The sequence below is a fragment of the Maritimimonas sp. 2405UD52-3 genome, from assembly GCF_056591715.1.
The window spans coordinates 331,376-337,729 of sequence record NZ_JBWQOL010000005.1 but is presented as its reverse complement, the minus strand read 5'-3'; the positions used below and the strand labels follow the sequence as shown (position 1 = coordinate 337,729).

At 34.4% G+C, this 6,354-nt stretch carries 6 protein-coding genes; 4 read left to right on the top strand and 2 right to left on the bottom strand.

What is annotated here, in order from left to right; translation table 11 throughout:
• Together xerA and AC1EU5_RS13410 are read right to left on the bottom strand one after the other, a co-directional pair.
• On the bottom strand, window positions 1–1,177 hold a 1,177-nt coding region (gene xerA, locus AC1EU5_RS13415; protein ID WP_480192915.1), incomplete at its 3' end, for a site-specific tyrosine recombinase/integron integrase.
• 16 nt (window positions 1,178–1,193) lie between these two features.
• Window positions 1,194–2,471 carry a metal-dependent hydrolase family protein gene (locus tag AC1EU5_RS13410; RefSeq protein ID WP_480192914.1) on the bottom strand — a complete coding sequence of 426 codons (1,278 nt, stop codon included), beginning with the start codon at window positions 2,469–2,471 and terminating at the stop codon, window positions 1,194–1,196.
• 79 nt (window positions 2,472–2,550) lie between these two features.
• On the opposite strand from AC1EU5_RS13410, the gene AC1EU5_RS13405 reads away from it, so the two are divergent.
• From AC1EU5_RS13405 to AC1EU5_RS13390, 4 genes are read left to right on the top strand one after another with little or no spacing between them, the layout of a single operon-like run.
• On the top strand, window positions 2,551–3,228 hold the full coding sequence (locus AC1EU5_RS13405; RefSeq protein ID WP_480192913.1) for an SDR family NAD(P)-dependent oxidoreductase: 678 nt from the start codon (window positions 2,551–2,553) through the stop codon (window positions 3,226–3,228).
• A 3-nt stretch (window positions 3,229–3,231) separates the two neighbouring features.
• The gene (locus tag AC1EU5_RS13400; RefSeq protein WP_480192912.1) at window positions 3,232–3,825 is read left to right on the top strand and encodes a SprT-like domain-containing protein; all 594 of its coding nucleotides are present in this window, start codon (window positions 3,232–3,234) and stop codon (window positions 3,823–3,825) included.
• A complete protein-coding gene (locus tag AC1EU5_RS13395) occupies window positions 3,825–4,898 on the top strand; it encodes a mannose-1-phosphate guanylyltransferase (RefSeq protein WP_480192911.1) in 1,074 nt (357 codons plus the stop codon). Before AC1EU5_RS13400 ends, AC1EU5_RS13395 begins: the two co-directional genes overlap by 1 nt.
• A 25-nt stretch (window positions 4,899–4,923) precedes the next feature.
• Window positions 4,924–6,351 carry a DUF389 domain-containing protein gene (locus tag AC1EU5_RS13390; protein WP_480192910.1) on the top strand — a complete coding sequence of 476 codons (1,428 nt, stop codon included), beginning with the start codon at window positions 4,924–4,926 and terminating at the stop codon, window positions 6,349–6,351.
• The last annotated feature ends 3 nt before the right edge of the window (window positions 6,352–6,354 follow it).

The window sequence follows — 6,354 nt, the reverse complement described above, 5'->3', positions numbered from 1 at the left end:
ATATATCCGTTTTATGGTTAATTTGTTTAAAATCAGTAGTGTTAGATTCTATAAAAGTGTCTAACGGACTTTTAATCTTAGCCAGAACCTTGTTACTTACATGCGTATAAATTTCTGTAGTTTTACTACTTCCGTGGCCTAAAAGCTTTTGTATATATCTTAAATCTAACCCTTGCTCTAATAAATGTGTTGCAAATGAATGTCTTAGCATATGTGCACTTACATTTTTTTCTATTCCTGCCTTTTGAGCCATATTCTTAATAACTTTATTTACACTAGAACTACTGTATTTTGTACGATTAGGGCTTTCAACTAAATAGTACTTTGGTTTATATTCTTCCAAATATATCATAAGTAATTTTTTCAAACGAGCTGATAAAATGGTTGTTCTATCTTTTCTACCCTTACCTCCTCTAACAAAAATAATATTTTTGGTAAACGAAATATCTTCTTTTCTGAGTGCCAATAATTCACTTATTCGTAATCCGGCTGAATATAAAGTGCATATAATAACCTTGTGTTTTAAATTATCACATACCCAAATCATTTTTAAAATATCAACTTCAGATAAGACTTTTGGTAATTTCTTTTCCTTTTTAGGACGCTCTATAGCATAATAGAACTTTTCCCATCCTTCAATGTTTTCATAATAACATTTTAATGCATTTATGGCCTGATTTTGAGTGCTAATAGATGCTTCTTTATTTTTTATCAGATAATTGATATATCTTTTCAAATGGTTTTCCGTTACCGTTTGTAACTTTAGTGGATAGATAAATCTTGAAAAGTCAAGGATAAAAGAACAATACGTTTTAATGCTGTTCTCACTATACCTTCGCCTTTTCATAAAAAGGATAAATTCTTTTGGAACCGCTATTTTAGCTTCTGGAATGTTTTGCTTTCTTTGTTGTCCAGTAGTGGGTTTTTCACTTGCTTCTTTAGCAAATAAAGAAGAAGCATCAACAATGGCTTTCCCTCTAAAAGATGCAAAAATAACCTTCAAATTAGCTGGAGTATTATGAATGTACCATGTCTTTTTACTGGCACTCCATCTTGAACCAGAAATTGATCGCACTACATCAATAAGGTCTTTATTATATGCAAAGCCTACAAATAATTGATTTTCTCCTCTGTGCTTTCCTTTTGTAATAGTAACAATTGGTAATTTCTTTTTCATAACTTTAAATATAAACTTATTGTTTATATATTTTTCCGTCCTTCATTACAAAACGCACATTTTCCATAGTTCTAATATTCTTTATTGGGTTTTCATCTACAGCAATGATATCCGCCAGTTTTCCTACTTCAATAGAGCCTAATTGGTCTGTCATTTCTAGAACTTTAGCATTTGTAACTGTAGCTGACTGTATAGTTTCCATAGCGGGCATACCAGCCTCAACCATATAACCAAATTCCTTACCGTTGTCACCATGATCAAAAACACCGGCATCTGTGCCAAAAGCTATGGCTACCCCTTTTTTATATGCCTTACCAAAAGTATCTTGAATTTTAGGGCCTATTGCTAAGGCTTTAGGTACAATAATTTCCGGAAAATAACCTTTGATTTTTGCTTTAGCTTCAACAGATTTACCAGCTGTAATGGTAGGTACATAATACGCATTGTGTTTTTTCATAAGTTCCATAGTTTCCTCACTCATAAGTGTACCATGTTCTATGGTCTTTACACCGCCAATTACCGCCCGTTGCATACCTTCATCGCCATGCGCATGTGCCGCTACGTGCATTCCGTAATCTTTAGCAGTTTGAGTAATAGCTTTAATTTCTTCTAAAGTAAATTGCGGATTCTGCCCACTCTTTGCCACACTTAATACACCACCAGTGGCAGTAATCTTGATCATGTCAGCACCATTTTTATAACGTTGTCGTACTGCTTTTTTAGCATCATCAACACTATTAACAACACCCTCTTTAGGACCCGGATTTCCCATCAGCTCTTTACGTCTTCCATTAGTTGGGTCAGCATGTCCACCAGTAGTCCCCAATGCTTTTTCAGCAGTTATAATTCTTGGTCCATCTACTTTGCCTGCATTAATAGCATTTCTAAGTGATACATTAACACCACTTCCGCCAAGGTCACGCACCGTTGTAAAACCAGCCATCAATGTAGTTTTAGCATTTTTTTGGGCATTATAAGCAATATCAGCATCATTCAATACAAATGGTTCTACATAACTTTTTGGGTTCAATTCACCCTCAATATGCACATGCATATCTATCAAGCCTGGTAGCACAGTTTTATTCTTAAGGTCTATTACCTGGCTAGATGTTGATGTCGGATTTTGATATCCTTTTTCAACACTCTTTATTTTGTTGCCAGAAACCACTACTGTCATTTCTTTGAGAATCTTGCCTGATTTTGTATCAATCAATTTTCCGCAGTGCAAGTAAGTATCTTGTGCATGAATTAAAAAGCTAAAAGCAAGGCAAATGATAAAAAGTAGGTGTTTCATGAGTGTATAAATTATTAGTTAGTGCCATAAAAGTATCAAAAAAAAGTGGTAGATTTCTCTCATTATCGCATGAATTAAAATGAAACAAAAAAATATCATTATAACTGGTGCCAGCAGGGGTATCGGTTTTGAGTTGATAAAACAACTAACCAATTCAGGTTACAGTGTATTGGCGCTTTCACGGAATGTGAGTACATTAACTGAATTACCTTCAGAAAATATATCGGTAGATATTGGTAATGAAGAAGAACTAGAAAAGGTCAAAACATTTGTTGAAAATAATTGGCAAAAAGTAGATATACTTATCCATAATGCAGGAAAGCTCATCAATAAACCTTTTGCCGAAACTAGTACGCAGGATTTTTTGGATGTATATAAAGTTAACGTATTTGCAGTGGCTGAATTAACTAGAATCTTATTACCATTTTTAAAGAATGAAAGCCATGTGCTTACTATCAGTAGCATGGGCGGTATTCAGGGTAGTATGAAGTTCCCTGGTTTAGCTGCCTATAGTTCATCTAAAGGTGCCGTCATTACATTAACAGAATTACTAGCCGAAGAATATAAAGAAAAAGGTATAGCATTTAATGCATTGGCGCTAGGTGCTGTGCAAACCGAAATGTTAGAAGAGGCTTTTCCGGGCTTTAAAGCACCTAATACAGCTGCAGAAATGGCAAACTATATTGCTGATTTTGCTTTAACAGGTCATCAATTCTACAACGGAAAAGTGTTACAAGTATCTTCAAGTACACCTTAGTGAATGAGAGAGATTCTACAAAAGTATATTCCTGATGCTGCTTTAGATCAAGTAATAGTGTTGCTTGAAAGGTACCCTTGCAAACTTAAAATAGTTAATAAACGTAAGACCAAACATGGTGATTTTAAGAAATTGCCAAGTGGTATACCCCAAATAACAATTAATAATGACCTGAATCCGTATCGGTTTTTATTAACACTCATTCATGAAATAGCACATTTAGTTACGTTTCAAGAAAATGGGCGTGTAAAGCCACACGGTAAGGAGTGGAAAATAACCTTTCAACATTTAATGTTGCCTTTTTTGAACCCAGATATTTATCCAGAGGACGTGCTGTCAAAATTGGCATCTTATTTTAAAAACCCAAAAGCTAGCACTGATACAGATGTGCATTTGTCATTGGCCTTAAAGCATTATGATTCTCCTAGTAACGCCAATTATATTTTTGAAATACCATTGGCTAAAAAATTTATGTATAATAAACGTATTTTTGTTCGTGGTGAAAAAAGGAGAACACGTTATGGTTGTAAAGAACTGGCAACAGGCAGACTCTATTTATTTCATCAAAACGCTGAAGTTAAATCAATTGAAAATTAATGAATAAAAATTACTATGCAGTAATAATGGCAGGAGGTGTTGGCTCACGATTTTGGCCCGTAAGTACTCAAAATTTTCCTAAGCAGTTTCATGATATGCTAGGTGCAGGAAGATCGTTGATTCAGAAGACATTTGATCGTTTAGAAAGATTAATACCACAAGATCAAATTTTAATTTCTACTAATGAACGCTATAAAAAATTGGTGTTAGACCAGTTAAATATAACTGAAAAGCAATTGGTTTTAGAACCGGCCATGCGCAATACAGCACCTTGTATTTTATATACAGCCTTAAAAATTTATCAAGAGAATCCTGATGCCGTTATGATTGTGGCACCTTCTGATCATTGGATAGAAAATGAACCCGAGTTTATTGAAAATATTGAAACTTCATTTAAAGCGTGCTCAGAAAGAGATATTTTAATGACCTTAGGTATACAACCTTCATACTCCAATACGGGGTACGGTTATATTCATTTTGATAAGGAAAACACTACTATAAAAAAAGTTAAACAATTCACTGAAAAACCAGACCTTGAAACCGCTACTGAATTTTATAATAGTGGTGAATACCTTTGGAATGCAGGTATTTTCATCTGGAGTGTGAAAAGCATTCTAAAAGCATTTGAAAATTATTTACCTGAAATGTATACGCTATTTTGTGAAGGCAACAGTGTTTACAATACTGAATTTGAAGATGACTTTATTAGGTCAAACTATGAAAACGCCAAGAATATTTCAATAGATTTTGGTGTCATGCAAAGTGCCAATAATATTTATGTATTACCTGTAGATTTTGGATGGAATGACCTTGGTACCTGGAGCTCTTTATATGAAAAGCTTTCAAAGGATGCCGCTAAAAATACTATTGTAAACGGCGAGGCTATCTTTGAAGATGCCTCTGGAAATATGGTCAGAACCTCACCGGGTAAAAAAGTAGTCATTCAAGGCTTAAATGATTATATTGTAGTTGAAAAAGATGATGTTTTATTAATTTGCCCTAAAAAAGAAGAGCAACATATCAAACAATTGGTTGCTAAAGTTAAAGATGAATTTGGTGACAATTTAACCTAATATTCTACAACCAAACCTATAAGTTATGGAAGAAGATAAAAAAGTAGAAGTAGAATTTGATGTCAAAAAAGAACAGGTAAAAAAGGACTTTTCTGGTTTTTTTGGCAGTGTAAAACACTTTTTAAGAGACCTACTTGAAATACGTCATGATACCAATAAAGATGGTACCATTCAGCAGATAAAAGATGGTATTTCAATGAAAGGCCATACCGCTTGGATTTTGGTTTTTTCCATCACAATAGCTTCCATTGGTCTTAATGCAAACTCAACAGCGGTAGTTATTGGTGCTATGCTTATATCACCGTTAATGGGGCCTATTTTAGGTGCCGGTTTGGCCATTGGTATTAACGATATTGACACCTTAAAGCGTTCTATGACCAATTTAGGAGTGATGATAGGCTTGAGTCTATTAACTTCTTTTTTGTTTTTCAGCATTCCTTTATTTCAAGATGCAACCCCAGAAATCTTAGCCAGAACACGTCCTGATGTACGTGATGTATTTATTGCACTGGCTGGTGGACTGGCATTGATAGTTGCTGTAAGTAGACCTTCTGCCCAAACAAATACGGTAGCGGGTGTGGCAATTGCCACAGCTTTAATGCCACCTTTGTGTACTGCAGGTTATGGCTTGGCAACAGGTAACTTAGCTTATTTTGGTGGTGCCATGTTCCTATTTACTATCAATACTATTTTTATAGCGCTAGCAACTTTTGTTATTGTAAAGTATTTGCGCTTCCCTATGGTGAAGTATATCAATTCAGCTAGAAGAAAAACAATAGCCAGATTTGCTTCTGTGGTAGCTTTTGTAATTTTTGCAGGTAGTATTTACTCGTTTTATAACTTATTTAAAGAAAATCAGTTTAAGCAAATTGCCAGTAGTTTTATTACTGAGTTAAAAGATGGCGGAGTAGCTATTTTAGGTGAGGATGAAGAAAATATAGACTATTTAAATAGAACTATAACACTTCCTATATTAGGAAGCATGAGACCTGATTCTGAAATTGATGGATGGAAGGTAAAGATGCAAGAAATGGGCTTAGATGAAGTAAGATTAGATGTGCAGCAAGGCGATGACTCTGAAATTCGGCAGCAAGTTCAAGATCTTCAAGATCTGTATTCGCAGAATCAAAAAATTATCAACTCTCGCGATGAAACTATTAAAGAAAAAGACGAAAAAATACGATTGTTAGAACAGCAACTGTTCAAGTTCAATGAAAAAAGTGTACCACTTGTTCAAGTAGGGAAGGAGGCACAGGTATTATTCTCTGCATTACAGCAAATATCATATTCAGATAGAATAAACAATAATTTTAAATTAATTGATACAGTCAGGGTTTTTCATTTTAAGTGGTATGATTCCATTTCAAATAAGATCGCTAGGCAGCAAGACCCTGAATTGAGAAAATGGTTAAAAACAAGATTAAACCTTGATACGGTAAGGGTAGGTAGATAAGTA

Excerpts from the sequence above, each read along its gene's own strand:
- AC1EU5_RS13410 (WP_480192914.1), bottom strand. The coding sequence starts at position 2,471 with ATGAAACACCTACTTTTTATCATTTGCCTTGCTTTTAGCTTTTTAATT.
- AC1EU5_RS13405 (WP_480192913.1), top strand. The coding sequence starts at position 2,551 with ATGAAACAAAAAAATATCATTATAACTGGTGCCAGCAGGGGTATCGGT.
- AC1EU5_RS13400 (WP_480192912.1), top strand. The coding sequence starts at position 3,232 with ATGAGAGAGATTCTACAAAAGTATATTCCTGATGCTGCTTTAGATCAA.
- AC1EU5_RS13395 (WP_480192911.1), top strand. The coding sequence starts at position 3,825 with ATGAATAAAAATTACTATGCAGTAATAATGGCAGGAGGTGTTGGCTCA.
- AC1EU5_RS13390 (WP_480192910.1), top strand. The coding sequence starts at position 4,924 with ATGGAAGAAGATAAAAAAGTAGAAGTAGAATTTGATGTCAAAAAAGAA.